The organism is Acinetobacter sp. WU_MDCI_Abxe161, assembly GCF_025514355.1.
Lineage (GTDB): Bacteria > Pseudomonadota > Gammaproteobacteria > Pseudomonadales > Moraxellaceae > Acinetobacter > Acinetobacter pittii_E.
On the sequence record NZ_JAHPTU010000006.1, the window covers coordinates 86437 to 108571 of the forward strand.

Here is a 22135-nt window from a genome sequence, read left to right on the forward strand (position 1 = left end):
TGTTCCCATAAAAGCAGATAAACAGTCAATTATTTTAGCATAGCTTGCCATACTCAAACAAAAAGGCTCAAACACATTGATTTTTATTATCTTATTGATGAAAAACAAATATAATATTATTGATTTATCTGTTAAAAATACATTAAAATTAATAACTTAAGTCTTAATAACTTTATAACATATATTACTCTAGAGTTTTACCCATGAAAAAATCAAAATTTTTGTTTGCACTCTTCACAGCTGTATGTGCTTTCAATGCAAATGCCTATCAAACTGAAATTGGTACAATGTATGAATTTACAGATATGGATGAAGGAGAAAATAATAGCTTCGGAATTAATGGCAAATATTATTTTAATCCAGTAGAAGCAAAAACTTTCCCTTTAGCTGAAGCTGCTTTTTTAAATAAAGCTTCTAATATTGGTCTTGGATATGCCTATAGCAAATTAGAAGATGACGAAGACTCTGGAAAACTCGAATTTAGTTCTTTAGGGATTACGGGTGAATACTTTATTCCAAATACCTCATTCTATTTATCAGGAGCATTTAACCGTACAAAAACTGAAGTCACTGCAAATGGTTTTGGTTCGGTTGATGATAGTGGTAACGGCTATGCTGTAGAATTTGGTTTCTTGCCAACCAATGGTTTGTTATTGGCTGCTGGTGTAACAGACTTGTCTGAAAGTTTTGATCCACTACAAGCAGCTAAATATGGCTTCATTACTTCGCTTTCAAATGTCGTAGCCGTAACTGGTGAAGATGATGATACCGCAGTAACTTTACGCGCCAAGTATGTTACTCAAATTTCGGGTTTTTATACTAATTTTGAAGGACAAACCTATATTGGTGATGAAACCACTTACCGTTTAGGTGCAGATCTCTATCTTGATCCTACTTTAAGTATTGGAGCATCTTTTGCAGATTCAACAGCAGAAGATTCAGATACAATCTTTAGTGTTCGCGCTCAGAAATTCTTTACACCTCAAGTAGCAGTAGGCTTAACTTACACAACTGTTGATGATGCTGACTCTTTTGGTATTAATGGAACATTCCGTTTCTAATCCATAAGTATTTACTATTAAAAATATGATGCTCAAGGAAATTTTCCTTGAGCATTTTTCATTTTATTTTAAGTTTAATTAGTAACATCCTCATACAAAATTGGGTATTTTTACAGCATTTTTTATGATCTACACAAAATATCCTCAATTTTAATAAAATAAAACATTATGTTTTTATATTTTAAAATCAATTGGTTAAATTAAATTACTTTACATAAATAGCACACGGTTACAGTACGGTTACTTGAGCAAGATTGACGATCAAGCTTTTTCGTCTAGACTTAAAGTTGTAACAAAACATTTATAAAATCGCTTTTTAGAGGGGAGAGATTCCATGAAAAAACTAGCAATTGCATCAGCTCTTTTATCTGCTCTTGCAGTAAGTGGCGCAGCAAACGCTTACCAAGCTGAAGTTGGTGGTTCTTACAATTATCTTGATCCAGACAACGGTAGCAGCGTAAGTAAATTCGGTGTTGACGGGACTTATTACTTTAATCCTGTTCAAACTCGTAATGCTCCACTTGCCGAAGCAGCATTTTTAAGCCGCGCAAGTAACGTTAACGCCCTTATCAACTATGGCGATAACAGCGGTACAAAAGATACTCAATATGGCGTAGGTGTTGAATATTACGTTCCTAACTCAGATTTCTACCTTAGCGGTGATGTAGGTAGAACTGAACGTGAAATTGATAACACTAATATTGACCGTAAAGTAACGACTTATGCAGCTGAAGTAGGTTATTTACCAGCTCCTGGTTTATTACTTGCTCTAGGTGTTAAAGGTTACGACGAAAAAGACGGTAAAGACGGTGCTGATCCAACAGTACGTGCTAAATACGTAACTCAAGTAGGTCAACATGACGTAAATCTTGAAGCTTATGGCGCGTTTGGTGACCTAGACGAATATAAAGTTCGTGGTGACTACTACATCGACAAAACTTTAAGTGTTGGTGCAGATTACTACAACAACGACTTAACTGATAAAGATGAATTTGGTATCAATGCTAAAAAATTCTTAAATCAGCAAGTAAGTGTTGAAGGTCGTGTTGGATTCGGTGATAACGACAAGACTTATGGTGTTCGTGCAGCATACCGCTTCTAATCAAGCCTAAAGTCATAAAAAATCCGCTCAATTGAGCGGATTTTTTTATTGGTTCAAATGTATGATGCGCAATTGCAAATTTACATTACCATTAAATGCATTTCGGTCTATTTCATAGACCAAATGAACTTCATCTTGCATAGGGTTAAATTCAAATTTGCCTGCGGCATTAAAAGCAATTGCATCAAAAACATATTGATCTAGTGCCAATCTAAGTTTGAGATGTGCTTCTTTAAGCCAACGATAATCAACAACTTTAAAATACCCTTCAAATTGCGGAAAAGGGAATTTTTGTCCCCACGGCCCTAGCTGTTCTATCCAGTCTAAAGTATCGAGTTGTAAGGCAGAAGCAGGGAGTTCTCCATCCGTCCAGAGAGTTGCTTGAAACAAAGATTCTTCCATTTCTGCAATGCAATTGGTAAACGCTGTTTTAAAAGCCTCAAAGTTTTCTTTACGTATGGTTAAACCAGCCGCTGCTGCATGACCGCCAAAATGGCTGACCAGTTCTGGATGTTGTTCCGCAACCTGTTCAATCGTATCTCTTATATGTACACCGTCAATTGAACGTGCAGACCCCTTAATATGGATACCGTCTTCATCTGGTGCAAACACAATAGTGGGACGATGAAACTGTTCTTTTAAACGCCCTGCTACAATTCCAATCACACCTTGATGCCAATTTTCTTCGAAGAGTACAAGAGCTGGAGGAATATCTTCTTTTGAAAGCTGCAAGCTATCTAAAGCAGATAAGGCTTGTTGCTTCATCTCCCCTTCGATTTGACGCCGCTCAATATTTAATTGATTTAATTGTCTCGCGATCGGATAGGCAGTTTCCATAGAGTCTGCCAACAAGCATTCGATCCCGATGCGCATGCTTTCCATACGGCCAGCAGCGTTAATACGCGGACCTAAAACAAAACCTAAATCTTGTGCGCGCAAAGATGAAGCCTCACGGCCAGCAATATCTAACAGTGCTAATATTCCAACTCGGCATTGATGTTGCTGAATGCGCTTCACGCCTGCATCGACCAAAATGCGGTTGTTATAATCTAGGACAGCAACATCGGCATAAGTTCCCAAAGCAACCAAATCTAAATATTGAGTGACTTTACTCGTACTTTTACCTTGTTTACTACGTAAACTCGCTAAATTAGCCAGCACATAAAATGCAACTCCAACACCTGCAAGCGCTTTACTTGGGAACTCACAACCTAACTGGTTAGGATTTACCACTGCTTCTGCCAGAGGCGTTTCTTTGGTCGTTAAATGATGATCGGTAATAATAACTTGCATGCCTAGCGCATGCGCGGCATCCACACCAGTATGACTGGAAATACCATTATCAACAGTAATCAGTAGGTCAGGCTGATATGTTTGATGTGCAAGTTCTGCAATTGCAGGGGTAAGTCCATAACCGTATTTAAATCGGTCTGGAACCAAATAGTCGACTTGTGCTCCCATATCGCGAAGCACCAATACCATTAATGCTGTGCTGGTTGCACCATCGGCATCATAATCACCGACAATAACAATTTTTTTCTGCTCATCAATGGCTTGATCTATTAATGCCACAGCGGTTTCTAGTCCCTTGAGCTGTGGAGCTAATAAGTTCTTAAGTTTTAACTCTAATTCCTGTTCAGATTTCACTCCACGTCTTGCTAAAATTTCAGCAATAAACGGAGGCACGCCCTGAAACTGTTCAGGGCGTGTTAATAAAGGTCTTTGTTTGATTTGTATTTTTGTCATTTAAGGCATCAGTCGGTGCAGCGTCCATTGATCATCGATTTTTTCATAACTTAAGCGGTCATGTAAACGATTTGGTCTTCCCTGCCAGAATTCATAATAATCCGGTTGCAAACGATAGCCTCCCCAGAACTCTGGCTTATCAAGCACTTCACGACTTTCGACTTGCTGTTGTAAGTCTTGAAAGCGTTGCTGTAACAGCTCTCGGCTTTCGATTTTACCACTTTGTGGAGTACTGATATGTGCTGCAATCTGGCTATCACGGGGCCGTTTAAGATAATAATCTGTAGATTCTTGCTCAGCAATTTTAACTACACGACCACCAACTCTCACCTGACGCTCTAGACTTGGCCAATAAAATAATAATTCGGCATATGGGTTTTCTGCCAAATCTATACCTTTTTGACTGTCATAGTTAGTATAAAAATCATACCCAGCTTCTGTGGCCCCCCGTAACAAAACTGTTCGAACATGGGGTCTGCCATTCGCGCCTGCTGTTGCTAATGACATTGCATAGGGTTCATGTAAATTCGCTGCTAAAGCATGGTTAAACCAACCTAGAAACTGCTGATGAGGATTAGATTCAACCTGCCCCTCATGCAGCTCTCCTTGTTCATAACTTAAGCGTAATTCACTTAAATCTTTAATGACATCACTCATGTCATGCACCTTACGCAACTTGTGCTTGTGAACGAACCGCATTTGCCAAGTGCTCAGCCAAAGCATTCACTTCTTGCTCGTTATCACCTTCAACCATGACACGAATCACAGGCTCAGTTCCTGATTTACGAATCAAAATACGACCACGGCCTTTAAGTTGTTCTTCTGCTTTATCAAATTCAGTAACCAATGCCGGAATTGAATACGGATCAAGCATTTGTTCTAAACGTACATTCACAAGAATTTGCGGGAATAGTTTAAAGTCTTGAACCAATTCATGAAGAGCTTTATTTTGCTCGACCATCACGGTTAAAACTTGAAGTGCTGCAATAATCGCATCACCTGTCGTACTCTTGTCTAAAGTTAGAATATGACCAGAAGGCTCACCACCTGTTACCCAGCCGTTTTCTTCTAAAGCTTGTAGTACATATCGGTCACCAACCTTAGCACGTACAAAGCCAACATTCGCTTTTTCAAGTGCAACCTCAAGTGCCATATTACTCATGACAGTACCAACAACACCTGCTGGTTTTTTCTGAGCTTGAGTCGCTAAAATATATAAAATATGGTCGCCATCAATTAAGTTACCAAACTTATCGACCATCACGACACGGTCAGCATCGCCGTCAAAAGCAATCCCTAAATCTGCTTGATGTTCAACTACTGCTTTTTGTAGGTTTTCAGGGTGAGTTGAGCCACAACCTTCATTAATATTTAGGCCATCTGGCTCATTATATAAAGCAACAACTTTTGCCCCTAACTCACGAAAAACTGAAGGTCCAACACTATATGCAGCACCATGAGCACAGTCCAATACGATCTTTAAATTATTTAATTCAAAGTGGTAAGGGAAAGTAGATTTACAAAATTCGATATAGCGACCGTTTGCATCAGTTACGCGAACACTTTTACCTAAGTTTGCAGTATCCTCAATTAATAAATCTTTTTCTAATTCAAGGTTAATTTCTTCTTGCAACGAATCTGGTAATTTTTTGCCTTCGCTTGAGAAAAATTTAATACCATTATCAAAATATGGGTTATGCGATGCAGAGATAACAATACCTGCATGGGCATGTAAAGCACGGGTAAGGTGTGCAATTGCTGGTGTTGGTAATGGACCAAGTAAATGAACATACACGCCAGCAGCGTTCAAACCTGCCTGTAAAGCAGACTCTAAAATATAACCAGATAAACGAGTGTCTTTTCCTAATACAACGAGTGGCTTATTTTTCGGACTCGTTCGTTTTAATACCTTCCCTGCAGCAAAACCGAGTTTTAAAGCAAACTCTGGAGTAATAGGCATTTGCCCAAATTTTCCACGAATACCATCCGTTCCAAAATAACTCATAGCTTATCTCATTCTTACGCCACTTCAACCGTGGCTTACTTCATATATGGCAATTCCGCCATATTTCTTTTCGTCAGATTTACTTTACACCAAAAACAAAAAGCCGTCAGTGTAATGACGGCTTTCTTCGTTGTTTTGGTTACCAAAATCTAACCAACACGATAGTTTGGAGCTTCTTTAGTAATCGTTACATCGTGAACATGTGACTCAGACATGCCCGCTGAAGTAATTTTCACAAATTTCGCATTTTGACGAAGATCTTCAATTACCGATGAACCTGTATAACCCATCGATGAACGTAAACCACCCATCATTTGATGAACGATATTACCCATTGGGCCTTTATATGGAACACGGCCTTCAATGCCTTCTGGTACTAACTTTTCAGCACCCGCTTTTGAGTCTTGGAAATAACGGTCAGCAGAACCAGTTGCTCCCGCCATTGCACCTAATGAACCCATACCACGATATGCTTTGTAGTAACGGCCTTGGAAAAACTCAACTTCGCCCGGCGCTTCTTCAGTACCCGCAAGTAATGAACCAACCATGATCGTACTTGCACCCGCACCGATCGCTTTAGCCATATCGCCAGAGAAACGGATACCGCCATCTGCAATTAAAGGAATTTGATCTTTCAGTGCGTTAGCAACGCTGTCAATCGCAGAAATTTGTGGCATACCAATACCCGCCACAATACGTGTGGTACAGATAGAACCAGGGCCAATACCAACTTTTACAGCATCTGCACCTGCATCTAATAATGCTAATGCAGCATCACCAGTTGCAATGTTGCCACCAATCACTTGTACTTGAGGGAAGTTTTGTTTCACCCAACGTACACGTTCAATTACACCAGCAGAGTGACCATGTGCTGTATCAACAACAATTACGTCAACACCAGCTTCAACCAATGCTTCCACACGACTTGGTGTATCAGCCCCTGTACCTACCGCAGCACCAACACGTAAACGGCCAAGATCATCTTTACAACTATTTGGATAGCTCTCAGCTTTGCGGAAGTCAGTTACTGTAATTAAGCCTTTGAGTTCGTTGCTCTCACCAACGACCAAGACTTTTTCAATACGGTGTTTTTGCAATAATGCTTGAATATTTTCTTTAGACTCGCCTTCACGTACAGTGACTAAACGATCTTGGCCTGTCATGATGTTGCTAACAGGTTGTTCTAAATTGGTTTCAAAACGCGTATCACGACCTGTCACAATACCAACAACCTTGCCGTCTTTAACAACAGGTACACCGCTAATGTTATTAGCGCTGGTAATTGCAATCAGTTCACGTACTGTAGTTTCAGGCGTTACAGTGATAGGATCTTTCACCATACCCGCTTCGAATTTTTTCACACGGCGTACTTCTGCAGCTTGAGCAGCAATATCCATGTTTTTGTGCAAAATCCCGATACCACCATTTTGTGACATAGCAATCGCCATACGTGACTCAGTCACTGTATCCATTGCAGCTGAAACTAATGGGATATTTAAATGAATGCCGCGAGTTAAACGTGTCTTTAAAGAGACATCTTTTGGGAGAACAGTAGAGTAGGCAGGAAGTAATAAGACATCATCGAAGGTTAGCGCTTCTTGAACGATGGTCAGCATAACAATCTCACTGGTAAATTCCGTGAGCTATTATAAACAAATTTCAATGCAATTTTCATATTATCTTTGCCTTTTTCAGCAATAGATATCGGCCTGTACTAAATAATTCCCGCTTAATTATACTTTTAGCTCTATTTTTAGCTTTTATCTTTTTATAACCCAGAACTTCATCTGGGTTAATTATTAGAAATAATATTTAGATTTATGCAGGACAACTAAAAACTTGTTCCGTCATTAAATCAACACCACAAGGTAATGTTTCAATCCAGTCTAAAAATTACTTAACCATTTGTTTACCAATAAACGGGCTGCCATGCTGTGGAATAATCATTTCAATATCCATCTGCCGGACCATATTGACCCATAAACGTATAACTTTATTGGAGCACATATAACGTTGGTGAAAGGCTTTCATTTTCATGATATGTGTATCGAAATCTTTTAAAGGTTGATTAGCATCCTCAACAATAGATGCTCCCATATCACCCGAAAATAAAATTTTAGCGATTGGATCATAAAACTGGAAATTACCTACCGAATGTAGAAAATGTGCAGGAACCACCACAAGCTTTGACTCGCCCAATTGAATCACTTGGCCACAGTCAGGCAATTCAATAAGACGGTCCTCCCAATTACCTTTCATACGCTCACTCATAAATGAGGAATTTAGATGCGGTAAAAATCGTGCCCATAATTTTGACGCCACGACTTTAGCATCGGTATAGACTAACCAACGCGGCATTGAAGTAATAATGTCCGGATCCTGATGCGAAGCCATCACATAGTCCAAATTTTTCAAACGTGTATATTTATTTAATTCCATCGTTAATGGAACATAGGTCAAGTCGCCACCCGGGTCGATTACAGCAGCTCGTTCATGGTCAATAATTAAAAATTGATTGGCTTGGATACCTTCCCCTTTGACCAAACTGGTAAAACTAATACATTTATGTACGCCATTATCAAATAATATCTGCGACGTTGTTTTTTCAAACCCCATACAATTCCCCAAAAAAGCTTTAAATATTAGATATTTTTATATCCATAATAAAATAATGGGATTCTATAATTCTTGCAATGAATTGTTTGATTTTTCTCATAATATTTTAAAATGGGTTTAGATTTTCTTATTTTAGAAATGAATCATAATGTTATTTAAAATTAACTCGCAATAAATTAAAATAATTCTCATTATCAAATTTACTTTTTGTGCTGTTTAGGCCTCCCATGACTCAACCCTTCCGTTTTTCGACTTCAAAAACATTGTTAGCAGTTGCTATTTTTACTTCGATGACAGCAAGTCATGCTGAAGAAATAACAGAACAAGGAAATTCAACCAATGTCCTACCCACAATTTCTGTTCAAGCACAAAAAGAAAGCTCTTCACCTTATGTCGCAACAAAAGCAACCTCTGCCTTAAAATCAGATGTGCCCTTATTTAAAACTACTCAGTCGGTTTCAGTAGTGACCCGCGAGCAGCTCGACCAAAAACAAGCTAGAACTCTAGCAGATGCACTTGAAGGTATTGCAGGTGTGGAAGCTGGAAAACTTGGCCGTCGTGGTTGGGATGATTTTGTTATTCGAGGGCAGACCTCTTCCGATTCAGTTTATATAGATGGTTTAAGAGTTGGACAAAATACTTACGTTGCCACTGAACTATCGGGTATGGATCAGGTCCAAGTTTTAAAAGGCCCTGCCTCTATTAATTTCGGTTTGGTTGCACCAGGCGGCATGGTGAATTTAGTCACTAAACGACCTGAAGCAGAAAACTTTGCTCGGGCCAGTATGACTTATGGCAGCTATAACTTAAAAGAAGGTACATTCGACTTAAACTATAGTCCTAATAATAGTGAAAAAGGGGCTTTTCGTTTAAATGGACGTATCTCTGATCAAGATGATCCGACAGATTATGTCTATTTTAAAAATTTCTATATCTCCCCTTCTTATAACTTTGACTTAGGAGATAACACTGACCTCTCTGTAATCGCAAGCTATCAGCACCGCGAATATATTCGTCAGCAAGGTTTACCCGTCATTGGTACATTAAAAGATAATCCTAACGGCGCTATAGACCGAAGTTTATATATTGGCGATCCTAACTTCGGTAAATATGAGGCAGATGTTTACCGCACAGGTTATACCTTTAAACACGCTTTTGATAACGGTTGGAACTTTAACCAGAATTTTGCCGTGCAAAAAACCGAAGTGGATGGTAAAGCGGTTTTTGCTCGTACAGGCACAAATTTCTGGGCAAAAAACAAACAAGGTGAAATCGACTACACAACCATTAGCCGTAAAAACAATAGCCGCCATCAAATTATTGATAATTTGAGCTTTGCCATCGATAACCGTTTAAATAAACAGTTTGATTTATATGGTATGCAACACGACGTTAGTATTGGAGTAGATGCTTTTCAGGAAAAAAGTGATTACACCAATGATAAATACGACATTGGCGATTTAAATATTTATAACCCTGTTTACGATCAAAATGTGAAATTGACGCAAAATGTTCGTGACATCAACCGTCTCAAATATTTAGGGCTTTATTTACGTGATCGCATTCAACTCAATGACCAATTAATTTTAAGCTTATCAGGACGCCAAGACTGGACACAAACCCAAAGCACAAGCTTAGTTACAAGTAGTGCTAGTAAACAATCAGACAATGCATTTACGGGTAGCGCCTCTGTCATGTATACCCTTAATGACATTGTTGCCCCTTATGTCAGCTATGCCACTTCATTTACACCTAACAGTGGTACTGATGTAAATAATAATCCGTTCAAACCTGAAGAAGGTAAACAGGTCGAAGTCGGGATGAAACTGCAAAGTCCTGATCAGCGGATACAAGGTAGCATTGCTTGGTATGATTTAAAACGTCAAAATGTTTTAGTCAACGACCCTACAGATACTACTTTCAAAATACAGCGCGGTGAACAATTAACTCGTGGTATTGAGACTGAGTTAAATGCAGATGTATTAGATGGCTTAAAATTAACGGCAACCTATACTTACACCGCAGATGCTGAAATTAGTAAAGATGCGAACTCAAGCAATGTCAGCAAAGCACTAGATAACATTCCTGAGCATGCTTACAGCCTGTCTGCTCGTTATAAGTTTGACCCTGCATCAAAAATTGGTTGGTATGTTGGCGGTGGATTCCGAGGCGAAACATATAAAACTATGGATAAGCTAGATGTCCATATTCCTGGTTATACCGTATTTGATACAGAAGCTGGCTACGATGCAGGACACTGGGGTGCTCAACTTGCAATCCGTAATTTATTCGATAAAGATTATTACGCAGGTGCCTTAAATGAAAATATGGTAACTCTAGGCAATCCACGTCAAATTAACTTCACCGTGAAATTTAACTATTAAACTTCACTAAAAAAACGCACTCGAATTGAGTGCGTTTTTTATACAATCTTAAAATTACTTAGAAAAAATAATGTTGTACCAACGTAGAGATACCAACAATTAAGAAAATAACAGCACCAACTTTATGAATGAGCGAAATAGATAAACGTTCCGCTAATTTATTACCAATAAACACAGCTGGCGCATTGGCAATCATCATCCCTAAAGTTGTACCCAACATCACCCAAAAAATGCTGTCGTAGCGAGCAGCCAAAGCCACTGTTGCAATTTGGGTTTTATCACCAATTTCAGCTAAGAAAAACAAAATAAAGGTTGCACCAAAAACACCAAATTTTTGCCATTTATTAATACTTGCTGTTTCATCATCCAGCTCATCCGGAATAAGCATCCAGAACGCCATACCAATAAAGCCAGCTGCAAGTACCCAGACTAAAATTTCGGGACTCAGCACGGTTGTAATCCACTGTCCAAGTACAGCAGAAATACCATGGTTGATTAGAGTTGCTAAAAGAATCGCAATGAGAATAGGGATTGGCTTACGAAAACGTGCAGACAGTAAAAGGGCCAATAGTTGCGTTTTATCGCCCATTTCAGCGAGGGCAACAATTGAGGTAGAAATCAGAAATTCTTGCATGTCGTTTCTCTGGCTAGCATAAATGCCCATGACCTACCCCTCCTGCTAGCCAAATATCTGCAGAGTGGTAAATCAAAGGTCTTGCCAACTCAGAAACGATGAGACGTTTAAGCTATGATGACCATGTTCTGTTGAACAATTATGTTGATCATCACCTATTCATTCGGAAATGAATAGCGGCTACTCCCCAATGAAGTATGTGCTCATTATATTCGAGCAATTCTATTTTTCAAATAAAAAATTTTATCCATGCCCAAACCAACAATCGACCTAAACCCAATAGCAAAGCTAAACAAATACTTAAGTTAATAAATCCGAAATTATTGATGCCAGTTACGTGCTGTGATTGAAATTCAAATGGCAAAATAAGCATGGCCACAAACACTTCCAAACCCATTGCAACATAGGTCATCCATTCCCAAGGAAAGTGTAAAAGACTCACCCATACCCCCATCAATAAAAATACAATCAATAGGATGGGTACCATGATTTTTAAAAAACCCGTCATTTAGTATTTCTCCTTTGCTTAATAACGAGAAATTTCTCCTTTCTCTCGATCATTCAATACTGGGCTTTAGATTAACCTAAAATCAATTAAATTAAATATCAAAATAAAACCCCGCCGAAGCGAGGTTTTAATGATTCATTTCAAAATATTAGATCAATAAAGTACGAATATCTTTAAGCAGTTTCGTAAGTTTATTAGTAAAGCGAGCAGCATCTGCACCATTAATCACACGGTGGTCATAAGACAACGACAATGGCAACATTAAGCGTGGGTCAAAGTCTTTACCATTCCAAACAGGCTGCATTGTTGCAGGTGAAATACCTAAAATTGCAACTTGTGGCCAGTTCACAAGTGGTGTAAATGCTGTACCACCTATTGCGCCCAAACTTGAAATGGTGAAATTCGCACCTTGTAAGTCTTTTGGTGTTAATTTCTTATCACGTGCTTTTTGACCTAACACACCCAATTCAACTGCAATTTGCTTAATTGATTTTTGGTCTGGGTTACGAAGTACTGGCACAGTTAAACCATCAGATGTTGCAACAGCAATACCCATATGGATTTCATTGCGCAAGAGCACTGATTTACCGTCATCAGATAGATGACCTGCGAACTCACGCTCTTCTTTCAACAAATACGCAACCGCTTTGATAATGAATGCCATAATCGTCAGGCTGATACCTTCTTTTTTGAAGTTGCCTTTTAGCTCATTACGCCAATCTTCTAACTCAGTAATATCAGCAAGGTCAAACTGAGTTACCTGTGGAATAAAGTTGTTCAACGACAATTGCGGAATTGATACTTGCTGCAAACGCGTCAGTACTTTTTCTTCTACACCACCAAACGCAGTAAAGTCAGGAAGCTTTGGTAGGCCCGAAACCGCTGGAGCAGCCGCAGCAACTGGGGCAGCTTGTGGCGCAGTTAAACGAGTCTTCACATATGCAAAGATATCTTCTTTAACAACACGACCATGTTCACCAGAAGTTTTAACTTGAGATAAAACTACACCAAGCTCACGAGCAAGCTTACGCACAGCAGGGCCTGCATACACTTTAGCGTTTTCAGCTTCTTGTTCTTTGGTTAATTTATCATTACCAGAAGAGGCTGGAGCAGATACTGCTTGAGTCGGAGCAGGAGCCGCCGCTTTAGGCGCTGCTGCCTGTGGAGCTGGAGCTGCTTCTGCTTTTGCCGCTGGTGCAGCAGCAGGTGCTTGGCCTTCAGCTTCAATTGTTGCAAGCAATACACCTTGTGAAACTTGTTGGCCTGCTTGCAAGTGAATTGCTTTCACAACACCCGCAACAGTACTTGGAACTTCCACAGTTGCTTTATCTGACTCAACAACAACAAGGCTTTGATCTACATCAACCTTGTCACCAACCTGAACCAATATTTCAGCAACAACGGCTTTATCTACACCCAAATCAGGAACATTAATATCAACTGGTCCGGATTGAGTAGCAGTCGATGCTACAGTTTCTTGCTGAGCTGGTGCAGGTGCAGCCGCTGGAGCTGCTGTTGTAGGAGCAGATTCAGCCGGTGCACTAGATGTAGACGTTGTTTTCACTTGAATGAGAACCACGCCTTCTTTAACTGTATCGCCTTCTTTAACTTGAATGCTTTCTACAGTACCCGCAACACTGCTTGGTACTTCTACAGTTGCTTTGTCAGACTCAACCACAACGATGCTTTGCTCAACATCGATTTGCTCACCAACTTTTACTAAAATTTCACCAACAAGTGCTTTTTCAACACCAATATCGGGAACTTGAACTTCAACCACTTGGCTAGTGGTTGCAATTGCTGGTTGAGCAGCACTTGGAGACTGTTGTGCCGCTGCTGGCGCTGCAGTTTGTTCAGCTGCTGGTGCAGGTTTTGGAGCGTCTTCTGCTTGAGCTGCAGGTGCAGCTCCCTCAGCTTCAAGTTCAAGCAATACCGTACCTTCAGTTACGCTATCACCTTCTTTGATTAAGATGCTTTTTACTACACCTGCTGAAGTGCTAGGCACTTCAACAGAGGCTTTATCTGACTCAAGCAAAACAAGGCTGTCATTTTCGGCAATGCTATCGCCAACTTTTACTAAAATTTCAGCAACAACTGCTTTATCTACACCAATATCAGGGGTCTTAATTTGCATGCTTAGTTCCCCTCACCTGTTTGTGTTTCATTATATTCAGCAACTGCTTGAACTTCTGGATGCGCTTGAGGAGCCCATGCCACAGGACGATCAGTATCTAACTCAAAGTTAGAAATTGCGTCTTTAACCAAACGTGCATCTACTTCACCTTCGTCAGCTAATTTTTTCAAAGTAGCAACAACGATATGTGCAGCATCAACACCAAAGAAACTACGTAAGTTAGCACGTGTATCTGAACGACCATATCCATCTGTACCTAATGCAACAAATGGACGACCATCTGGAAGATAAGCACGGATTTGTTCGCTATAAGCACGCATATGGTCAGTTGCTGAAACAACGATACCTTCTGTACCACGTAACTGTTTAGATACCCATGATTCTTTCACTTCTTCAGAAAGTGGGTGTAAACGGTTGTATTCTTCACATGCCATACCATCACGTGACAACTCATTGAAGCTTGTTACACTCCAAACGTTTGAATGGATTTGGTATTCATCACGTAAGATTTTCGCCGCCTTGATCACTTCACGAAGAATCACACCTGAACCAAGCAATTGGACAGTTGCTTTTTCATCTTTTTCGAACAAGTACATACCACGTTTAATGCCTTCCTCAGCGCCTTCAGGCATTGCAGGATGCTCGTAGTTTTCATTCATTACAGTTAAGTAGTAGAACACACGCTCTTGGTTCACATACATACGTTTTAAACCGTCATGTACGATTACAGCTAACTCATAACCAAAACATGGATCATAAGATACACAGTTTGGAATCGTGTTCGCCAAGATATGCGAATGACCATCTTGGTGCTGTAAACCTTCACCGTTCAATGTTGTACGACCAGCAGTCGCACCTAACAAGAAACCTTGAGCTTGCGCATCACCAGCTGCCCATGCAATGTCACCAATACGTTGGAAACCAAACATTGAGTAATACATGTACATTGGAATCATCGGCAAGTTATTTGTTGAATAACTTGTTGCCAACGCAGCCCATGCACTCATCGCACCAGCTTCGTTAATCCCTTCTTGAAGCATGTGACCGTCACTTGCTTCACGGTAATGCATTAGCTGTTCTTGGTCTTCAGGCGTATATTTTTGACCGTGAGCGGCATAGATACCGAGCTGACGGAACATACCTTCTAGACCAAAAGTACGTGCTTCATCTGGAACGATTGGTACTACGCGGTCTTTAATCGCTTTTTCTTTGAGTAAAGAAGCAATTAAACGAACCATTACCATAGTGGTAGATTGTTCTTTACCACCTGAACCATTTAATACAGCATCAAATACAGATAATTCAGGAATCGCTAAAGTTTCACTCTCACGACGACGTGCAGGTAAGTAGCCACCTAATGCTTCACGACGCGCCTTCATATACTTCATTTCTGGAGAGTTTTCACTTGGGCGATAGAATGGAAGCTCTTCTAACTTATCGTCTGTAAATGGAAGGTTGAAACGGTCACGTACATATTTCAAAGAGTCGATCTGCATTTTTTTGATTTGGTGAGTTTTGTTCACCGCTTCAATTTCTTCAGACAAGCCGTAACCTTTAACAGTTTTCGCAAGAATAACTGTTGGTTGACCTTTGGCTTTCATTGCTTCTGCATATGCAGCAAAAACTTTGTAAGGGTCGTGACCACCACGGTTGAGATTATCGATGTCTTCATCGCTTAAATCTTTTACAAGTTCCGCAGCTTCTGGGTACTTGCCAAAGAATTTCTCACGTGTATATGCACCACCTTTTACTTGGTAGCGTTGGTACTCACCATCAACTGTTTCTTCCATTACCGCTTTTAAAGCGCCTGAGGTGTCTTTTGCAAGAAGTGGATCCCAATGACGGCCCCATACAACTTTAATTACACGCCAGCCCGCACCACGGAATAAAGATTCTAACTCTTGAATAATTTTACCGTTACCACGTACAGGACCATCTAGACGCTGTAAGTTACAGTTAACAACCCAAATAAGGTTATCAAGCTTTTCACGGCCAGCAAGCGAAATCGCACCAGTACTTTCTGGCTCGTCCATCTCACCATCGCCAAGATAAGCCCAAACTTTACGGTCTTCTTCTTTGATCAAGCCACGGTTCATCAAATATTTTTGAATGTGTGCTTGATAAATCGACATGATTGGACCAAGACCCATTGATACGGTTGGGAATTGCCAATAGTCAGGCATTAAATATGGATGTGGATAGCTTGGTAAACCGTTACCGCCAACTTCACGGCGGAAATTGCTTAACTGTTCTTCAGTTAAACGTCCTTCAAGGAATGAACGTGCATAAATACCAGGAGCACAGTGTCCTTGGTAATAAATCATATCTCCGCCAAAATTATTGCTGTTTGCGCGGAAGAAATGGTTAAAACCTACGTCATATAATGTTGCACTTGATGCGAAGCTCGCCAAGTGTCCACCTAAATCATCACCTGTTTTATTCGCACGAAGTACCATTGCTAAGGCATTCCAACGAATCAATGCACGAATACGGCGTTCCATATCTTGGTCGCCTGGCATTGCAGGTTGTTCTTCAACAGAAATTGTATTTAAGTAAGGTGTATTGAGACGTTGAATTGGAACATGCTTAGCAATTGCTTGTTGGTAAAGTTTTTCCAACAAGAATGCCGCTCGTTCAGTTCCCATATGTTGTAAAACTGAATCGAATGCATCTTGCCATTCTTGGGTTTCTTGTGCGTCGGAGTCACCGTAAAACGCCATAATTCACCTGTTCCTTGTTCTCTAATCTACTTTGTATTTTTACCACGTTTTACCCCTTTCAAGTTATTGCCTCGGGTGAATGTGAGGGGGCTCTATTATTTTCTGAATGAATAGTCATTGACCGAGCATTAAACAAAATAACAAAAAAACGCCAATAATGGCGTTTTTTTATACAATCTTTACGTTAAAAAAGGTTTAGCTTAGTTTTAGATTCATAAATTTAATAACCTTACCTTTTTAACTATGCTTTTATGGAAGCATCGCTAAGTAAGTCGTTGGGTTCTTACGTTGACCATCTTTTACTACTTCATAATGTAAATGTGGGCCAGTACAACGACCTGTACAACCTACATTAGCAATATGCTCGCCTGCTGACACTTGGTCGCCTACACGAACCATTAAACGTGAAGCATGAGCATAACGCGTTAAGTAACCATTGCCATGGTTAATTTCAACATATTGACCATAGCCAGTGCCCCAACCAGATTTGGTTACGATACCTGGACCTGTCGCATAGATTGGTGTGCCACTCGGAGCAGCCATATCTAAACCACCATGATGTTCTGCACGACCACCCATGGTGCGACCACCAAAGTTTGAAGAAACTCGTACAGTATCAGGAAGAGGATGAGAAACTAACCAAGAGTAAGAAGTTGAAGAAGAGGTATTAAAAGAATTCTTTGCAGTCGCATTACCGTACTTCTTTGCAAGCGACTCATTGTTGAGTTCAACTGTTTTTTGGCGTAAGGTCACTGAAACTTTCGCACTCGCCGGAAGATCTAAATCGTCAGGATGAGTATATGAACCTTGAGATAATGTTTTTGATAGCTGTTCCAATCGATCTGAGTCAGTAGATTGGTTAATTGTTTGATAATCTGCAAAAGCAACTGATGCTGCCGAAGCGGCAAGTGAAAACGCTAATAAAATACGACGCGTGTGCATAAAAACCTCTTGAAACTGTTCTTACTCAAGTTCCTTATGATCTCTTCCTTGATATCGATTGAAATGAACGCTTAAGATTAAGACAAGAATCCATCCGAGAATGAACATGTCTAAACCCGATAACGTTTTTCAACAAACCGGAAAACACATAAAAACAGGAAACCTTACGTTTCTAACAACGCAAGTCGCGCAATGGCAAAGACTTACGAAAATTATCCAACCCTTATTGCCCCAACCGGAACAATGGCAGGTCGTGTGTTATCAAAATGGTTCTTTAATCATTACTGGTGAAAATCAAGCGATGATCAGTCAACTCAGTTACTTACAGAACCAATATGTATCTAAATTATCTCAGCTTGAAGGGTTAAAAGACTTACAAAGAATTCAGGTTCGATTGAGAAATAAAAATATTCCCAATGCACCCTCATCTGAGCCATCTAAACCCATCCCCCCGGAAACACAAGAAATGTTACGTAGTGCAGCCGACTTCGTGAGCGACCCTAAGCTTAGCCAAGCTTTACTACGTTTGGCAAGCAATAAAAAATGATCAGCTTTCTATTTCTTAATTAGAATCGTTCTTGTTATGTGATTATAATCACACTTTTAAATGTTACATTATAACGTAGCCAAGTAAAGACAATGACTTATGTCACGCTGACATATGGAATTGGACACTGATTCTCGTCATCAAATGTTACAATTTCATAATTACTCGGATCACTTTGAACATTGCGTAACAGCTGATTATTTAAAGCATGTCCTGATTTATAGCCATCGAACTTGGCAATAATTTGATGACCAAGCAAATACAAATCACCTACTGCATCTAAAATCTTATGTCTGACAAATTCATCGGCGAAGCGTAAGCCTTCTTCATTGACAACCCCTGTATCATCTACACCAATCGCATTATCCAAACTTGCGCCTAGCGCTAAATTGTTTGCTTTCAGGTAGTCTAGGTCTTTCATGAAACCAAACGTACGTGCTTCACTAACTTCATAAACAAAAGTTTCTGTCGAAAAGTCGATCGTTGCAGATTGATATTCTTTTGCAAATGCAGGATGGTCAAAATCGATTGTGAAATTTAATTGAAAACCATTATGCGGGCTAAAAATTGCTTTTTTATCATCAATGAGTGCTTCAACTGGTTTTAATATTTTTATAAATTTTTTCGGTGCATCCAGTTCACGCAATCCACCTTGCATTAAAAGATAAATAAATGGACCAGCACTTCCGTCCATAATCGGAACTTCGGACGCAGATACTTCAACAATCAGGTTATCAATTCCTAAACCTGCAATTGCACTCATTACATGCTCAATTGTTCCCACTTTTATATCTCCAGTGACTAAATTGGAGCACATAAAAGCTTCTTGAATCAATAATGCATTGGCAGGGATATCAACCGGTGGATCCAAATCGATACGGCGAAATACAATACCTCCATCCACGGTATGTGGAATGAAATTGATCATCACTTTTTGACCGCTATGAAGACCTATTCCACTCGCTTTTACCACACGACTGAGAGTACGTTGTTTCACCATGCTTTGTAACTTCTTTTTTAAAACCGCTATACGTTAGCATATTTAGTCATTGATCAAAAATAAAAAAAGGCAGTGTTTAAACACTGCCTTTCATTAAATCTAACGATTATTTACTTACGTTGCTGATTTTTCAAGTAATCTTGAATACTCATTGGAGAAGAACGCGGAGTAGAACTTGCTGCGCTACTGACTTCATTATCAGTATTTTGACGTTTATTGATTGCAGGAACATCATCTTCATCAACAGATTGAGCTGATTGAGTTGATGCATGGCTTACCGTATTACGCTTTCTCGGTTCAGCATCTGCTGCATTACGAGTTAAACCGGTTGCAATCACTGTTACACGTAATTCATCACGTGCATCTGGATCAAATACTGTACCGTAGAAGATTTCGCCTTCATCAAGGTCAACAATCTGGTTCACAACATCAGTAATGATTTCTGTTTCACGTAACGTAATATCATCACCACCCGTAATGTTAATTAACACGCCTTTGGCATTAATAATATTAACATTATCAAGTAATGGACTACGGATCGCTTGTTCAGCAGCTTGGCGCGCACGGTCTTCACCACGACCTAAACCAGCACCCATCATTGCGTAACCGCGTGTACTCATTGCAGTTTTCAAATCGGCGAAGTCAAGGTTAATGTGACCACGGTTAACAACCAAGTCAAAAATACTACGTACAGCGTTTAACAATACATCATCAGCTTTTTTGTAAGCATCTTTCATTGAAATATCCCCATATACGCTCAATAAGCGTTGGTTAGGGATAATAATCAATGAATCAACATGTGCTTCAAGTGCTTCAATACCGCGTTCAGCAGATTTTAAACGGCGACGGCCTTCAAAGTTAAATGGAGTTGTAACTACACCAACAGTCAAAATACCCATTTCTTTGGCAACTTCAGCCACCACAGGTGCTGCACCAGTACCTGTACCACCACCCATACCAGCGGTAACGAAAACCATATCGGTACCTTCAAGGTGATGACGAATAATTTCACGGCTTTCTTCTGCTGCAACTTGCCCTACTTCAGGGTTAGCACCAGCACCTAGACCACGTGTACTTTGCTCGCCTAACTGAATTTTAAAAGGTGCATTCATACAGTCCAGTGCTTGTTTGTCTGTATTGGCACAAACGAATTTAACACCTTGAATATCAGACTGCACCATATGTTGAACGGCATTACCGCCACCACCACCTACACCAAATACAGTGAAACGGGCTTGACCGTTGCCATCGTTTAGTTCATCTTCTATAAATTCAAATGAGGCCATGACCTTTAGGGTTCCTAATACATTATGGCAGTCACTTCAGCCCGTATACTGCCTTGATTTTCAAAAATAACTAATTTTAAGAATGCTGTGCAATACCAACCTTGTCAAGTACAGCGGTTTTCTCTTACAACTTCCTAACAATTCTACCAATAAATACATACATCCTAAAAAATGGCTTTTAACTTGCTATTAAACGCATTCCAGCCATTTACCATTCGTTCCCATACCGAACGGTCATTTGCCTCTTCAGGCTCTTCAACAGCATCTTGCAACTCACTTTGGCTAAACATGAGCAAACCAGCTGCTGTTGCATACATAGAACGACGTAAGGCTGCTTGATGTTGATCATCAGCATAAACCTGTAACGGTGGATTACCCAAATGTGCAGATACACCCAACATACGACGAGCTAAACTCACCATACCTTCTATTTGACAAGCATCCCCTGTCAATACTACACCATGGTATAAACCATGAATTGCACCGCTTTGTTCGAGTTCATCGCGAATCTGGCTAAAGATCTCTTCATAACGAGCAATAATAATTTCTGACAACTCAATCCGGCTAATAGTTTGAGGGCCATCAATCCCTTCTACTTGAATCATGTGATCTGGCTTAACAGCACTTAAATCGACACAACCATGTAGAATTTTAATTCGTTCAGCTTCTTCTGTCGTAGTTTGCAATACAGCGGCAATATCACGTGTGACATGCTCACCACCACGCTGCAATGTACGCGCTAGCGCTAAACGTCCATCAAGATAAACTGCAAGATTGGTAATGCCTGCGCCAATATCAACGAGACAAACACCGTACTCTTTTTCATCTTTCAGCAAGCTTGCCTCAGCGGTTGCCAGACAAGACACCACCATTTTTTCAACCCCGATATTTGCGCCTTTCATCGCACGATCAAGGTTTTGCATAGTCGCTATAGGCATCATCATTAACTGATAATGTCCAGTCATACTATGGGCAGTCATATTAATTGGATTCTGAACCCATTCAGCAGAATCACCTAATTCAAAGCCTAGCGGTACTGCACTTGCTAAATAGTAATCAGAAGTCACATGACTTGCTTTTGCCAATTCTAACGCGCGCACAACTTCATTTGTTGTAATCACATGTGCTGGATTAGATACTGGTGTGCGACCAGAGGCATAAAAACTTTGCAACTCGGTACTCGGAATAGATACCCATGCGCTATGAATGCGACATTCGGCCATATTTTCCGCTTCCGCAACAGCATTTTTAATCGCAGCAATGACTTTATCGAGGCTTACAATTTTTCCTTTATTCATGCCTCGATTGCGAGCAGTTGCCATACCGATAACCTGAATGTTATCCGGCGCATGAATTTTTCCAATCAAAACTGAAACTTTATGCGTCCCAATGTCAATCGCAACAACTGAGGGAACAGCTTCACTCATCACTCATACCATTTCTTTGTTGT

General features: G+C 40.0%; 16 protein-coding genes, 1 pseudogene and 1 riboswitch. Of the genes and pseudogenes, 4 read left to right on the plus strand and 13 right to left on the minus strand.

Translation table 11 applies throughout. The features are described from left to right. The first annotated feature begins 203 nt into the window (after positions 1-203). The gene (locus KTI78_RS08775) at positions 204-1061 is read left to right on the plus strand and encodes a putative porin (protein ID WP_016142770.1); all 858 of its coding nucleotides are present in this window, start codon (positions 204-206) and stop codon (positions 1059-1061) included. A gap of 334 nt (positions 1062-1395) precedes the next feature. Next, positions 1396-2163: a putative porin gene (locus KTI78_RS08780; protein WP_016142769.1), complete on the plus strand. Its 768-nt coding sequence runs from the start codon at positions 1396-1398 to the stop codon at positions 2161-2163. Between the two features lie 45 nt (positions 2164-2208). Here the strand turns inward: KTI78_RS08780 and recJ are convergent, their stop codons facing one another. The 5 genes and pseudogenes from recJ to KTI78_RS08805 all read right to left on the minus strand — a co-directional run bounded on the left by recJ (position 2209) and on the right by KTI78_RS08805 (position 8530). Beyond that, positions 2209-3909 (minus strand): single-stranded-DNA-specific exonuclease RecJ, encoded by a 1701-nt coding sequence (recJ, locus tag KTI78_RS08785; protein WP_262445836.1) that lies wholly within the window; start codon positions 3907-3909, stop codon positions 2209-2211. Then, positions 3910-4566: a pyridoxamine 5'-phosphate oxidase gene (gene pdxH, locus KTI78_RS08790; protein WP_239966986.1), complete on the minus strand. Its 657-nt coding sequence runs from the start codon at positions 4564-4566 to the stop codon at positions 3910-3912. Positions 4567-4576: 10 nt separating this feature from the next. Then, entirely contained in the window at positions 4577-5914 is a 1338-nt protein-coding gene (gene glmM / locus KTI78_RS08795) for a phosphoglucosamine mutase (protein ID WP_262445837.1), read from the minus strand. Positions 5915-6063: 149 nt separating this feature from the next. Next, entirely contained in the window at positions 6064-7530 is a 1467-nt protein-coding gene (gene guaB / locus KTI78_RS08800; RefSeq protein ID WP_016143775.1) for an IMP dehydrogenase, read from the minus strand. 202 nt (positions 7531-7732) lie between these two features. Beyond that, positions 7733-8530 (minus strand): annotated as a pseudogene (locus tag KTI78_RS08805) (MBL fold metallo-hydrolase). 227 nt (positions 8531-8757) lie between these two features. Between KTI78_RS08805 and KTI78_RS08810 the strand changes: the two are divergent. After that, complete coding sequence (locus KTI78_RS08810; protein WP_262445838.1) at positions 8758-10914, plus strand: TonB-dependent siderophore receptor; 2157 nt, start codon at positions 8758-8760, stop codon at positions 10912-10914. Between the two features lie 58 nt (positions 10915-10972). Here the strand turns inward: KTI78_RS08810 and KTI78_RS08815 are convergent, their stop codons facing one another. From KTI78_RS08815 to KTI78_RS08835, 5 genes are all read right to left on the minus strand, one after another. Then, complete coding sequence (locus KTI78_RS08815; RefSeq protein ID WP_239967084.1) at positions 10973-11548, minus strand: TMEM165/GDT1 family protein; 576 nt, start codon at positions 11546-11548, stop codon at positions 10973-10975. A gap of 15 nt (positions 11549-11563) precedes the next feature. Then, a riboswitch (yybP-ykoY riboswitch) is annotated at positions 11564-11749 on the minus strand. Between the two features lie 28 nt (positions 11750-11777). Next, positions 11778-12056 carry a hypothetical protein gene (locus tag KTI78_RS08820; protein WP_262445839.1) on the minus strand — a complete coding sequence of 93 codons (279 nt, stop codon included), beginning with the start codon at positions 12054-12056 and terminating at the stop codon, positions 11778-11780. A gap of 148 nt (positions 12057-12204) precedes the next feature. After that, on the minus strand, positions 12205-14190 hold the full coding sequence (locus KTI78_RS08825) for a 2-oxo acid dehydrogenase subunit E2 (RefSeq protein ID WP_262445840.1): 1986 nt from the start codon (positions 14188-14190) through the stop codon (positions 12205-12207). A 2-nt stretch (positions 14191-14192) separates the two neighbouring features. Further along, positions 14193-16910, minus strand: coding sequence for a pyruvate dehydrogenase (acetyl-transferring), homodimeric type (aceE, locus tag KTI78_RS08830; protein WP_104080033.1), 2718 nt, complete (start codon positions 16908-16910; stop codon positions 14193-14195). Positions 16911-17159: 249 nt separating this feature from the next. Further along, complete coding sequence (locus KTI78_RS08835; RefSeq protein ID WP_224992167.1) at positions 17160-17852, minus strand: M23 family metallopeptidase; 693 nt, start codon at positions 17850-17852, stop codon at positions 17160-17162. A 100-nt stretch (positions 17853-17952) separates the two neighbouring features. Here KTI78_RS08835 and KTI78_RS08840 point away from each other — a divergent pair, with 100 nt between their 5' ends. Further along, complete coding sequence (locus tag KTI78_RS08840) at positions 17953-18399, plus strand: DciA family protein (protein WP_079284272.1); 447 nt, start codon at positions 17953-17955, stop codon at positions 18397-18399. 97 nt (positions 18400-18496) lie between these two features. On the opposite strand, the gene lpxC is transcribed toward KTI78_RS08840, so the two are convergent. The 3 genes from lpxC to ftsA all read right to left on the minus strand — a co-directional run bounded on the left by lpxC (position 18497) and on the right by ftsA (position 22112). Next, positions 18497-19399 carry a UDP-3-O-acyl-N-acetylglucosamine deacetylase gene (gene lpxC, locus KTI78_RS08845; protein WP_224992168.1) on the minus strand — a complete coding sequence of 301 codons (903 nt, stop codon included), beginning with the start codon at positions 19397-19399 and terminating at the stop codon, positions 18497-18499. Between the two features lie 110 nt (positions 19400-19509). After that, entirely contained in the window at positions 19510-20685 is a 1176-nt protein-coding gene (ftsZ, locus tag KTI78_RS08850; RefSeq protein ID WP_262445841.1) for a cell division protein FtsZ, read from the minus strand. A gap of 164 nt (positions 20686-20849) precedes the next feature. Beyond that, a complete protein-coding gene (ftsA, locus tag KTI78_RS08855; RefSeq protein ID WP_002122057.1) occupies positions 20850-22112 on the minus strand; it encodes a cell division protein FtsA in 1263 nt (420 codons plus the stop codon). Between the last annotated feature and the right edge of the window lie 23 nt (positions 22113-22135).

Bases quoted from the DNA above. Each gene is read 5' to 3' on its own strand.
- aceE (WP_104080033.1), bottom strand. From the start codon at position 16,910: ATGGCGTTTTACGGTGACTCCGACGCACAAGAAACCCAAGAATGGCAA.
- KTI78_RS08775 (WP_016142770.1), top strand. From the start codon at position 204: ATGAAAAAATCAAAATTTTTGTTTGCACTCTTCACAGCTGTATGTGCT.
- glmM (WP_262445837.1), bottom strand. From the start codon at position 5,914: ATGAGTTATTTTGGAACGGATGGTATTCGTGGAAAATTTGGGCAAATG.
- ftsA (WP_002122057.1), bottom strand. From the start codon at position 22,112: ATGAGTGAAGCTGTTCCCTCAGTTGTTGCGATTGACATTGGGACGCAT.
- KTI78_RS08840 (WP_079284272.1), top strand. From the start codon at position 17,953: ATGAACATGTCTAAACCCGATAACGTTTTTCAACAAACCGGAAAACAC.
- KTI78_RS08825 (WP_262445840.1), bottom strand. From the start codon at position 14,190: ATGCAAATTAAGACCCCTGATATTGGTGTAGATAAAGCAGTTGTTGCT.
- KTI78_RS08780 (WP_016142769.1), top strand. From the start codon at position 1,396: ATGAAAAAACTAGCAATTGCATCAGCTCTTTTATCTGCTCTTGCAGTA.
- KTI78_RS08815 (WP_239967084.1), bottom strand. From the start codon at position 11,548: ATGCAAGAATTTCTGATTTCTACCTCAATTGTTGCCCTCGCTGAAATG.
- KTI78_RS08810 (WP_262445838.1), top strand. From the start codon at position 8,758: ATGACTCAACCCTTCCGTTTTTCGACTTCAAAAACATTGTTAGCAGTT.
- KTI78_RS08820 (WP_262445839.1), bottom strand. From the start codon at position 12,056: ATGACGGGTTTTTTAAAAATCATGGTACCCATCCTATTGATTGTATTT.
- guaB (WP_016143775.1), bottom strand. From the start codon at position 7,530: ATGCTGACCATCGTTCAAGAAGCGCTAACCTTCGATGATGTCTTATTA.
- pdxH (WP_239966986.1), bottom strand. From the start codon at position 4,566: ATGAGTGATGTCATTAAAGATTTAAGTGAATTACGCTTAAGTTATGAA.
- recJ (WP_262445836.1), bottom strand. From the start codon at position 3,909: ATGACAAAAATACAAATCAAACAAAGACCTTTATTAACACGCCCTGAA.
- ftsZ (WP_262445841.1), bottom strand. From the start codon at position 20,685: ATGGCCTCATTTGAATTTATAGAAGATGAACTAAACGATGGCAACGGT.
- KTI78_RS08835 (WP_224992167.1), bottom strand. From the start codon at position 17,852: ATGCACACGCGTCGTATTTTATTAGCGTTTTCACTTGCCGCTTCGGCA.
- lpxC (WP_224992168.1), bottom strand. From the start codon at position 19,399: ATGGTGAAACAACGTACTCTCAGTCGTGTGGTAAAAGCGAGTGGAATA.